Source organism: Halalkalibacter sp. APA_J-10(15) (assembly GCF_023017105.1).
Classification (GTDB): Bacteria; Bacillota; Bacilli; order Bacillales; family Bacillaceae_D; genus Halalkalibacter.
Window position 1 is genome coordinate 1 of sequence record NZ_JALKEV010000100.1, and the last position, 255, is coordinate 255.

Below are 255 nucleotides of genomic sequence, written 5' to 3' on the forward strand. Positions count from 1 at the left end.
TTTTTCCCTTTAAGTAGCCCATAAAATGCGACACAGATAATTTAGGAGGTATCTTTACTAACATATGAATGTGGTCCTTCATGGCATGTGCTTCGATGATTTCGACATCTTTCATTTCGCATAACCTGCTTAGGATTGCACCTATATCTTTTCTTAATTTTCCATAAATGACTTTCCTTCTGTACTTAGGTATGAATACTATGTGATACTTACAATTCCACCTCGTGTGTGATAAACTATTGTCACTCGACATGA

At 35.7% G+C, this 255-nt stretch carries 1 protein-coding gene; it reads right to left on the bottom strand.

What is annotated here, in order from left to right; all coding sequences use genetic code 11:
* Positions 1-253 (bottom strand): IS200/IS605 family transposase (tnpA, locus tag MW695_RS22430; RefSeq protein WP_247107631.1); only part of this gene is annotated, 253 nt, incomplete at its 3' end.
* Between the last annotated feature and the right edge of the window lie 2 nt (positions 254-255).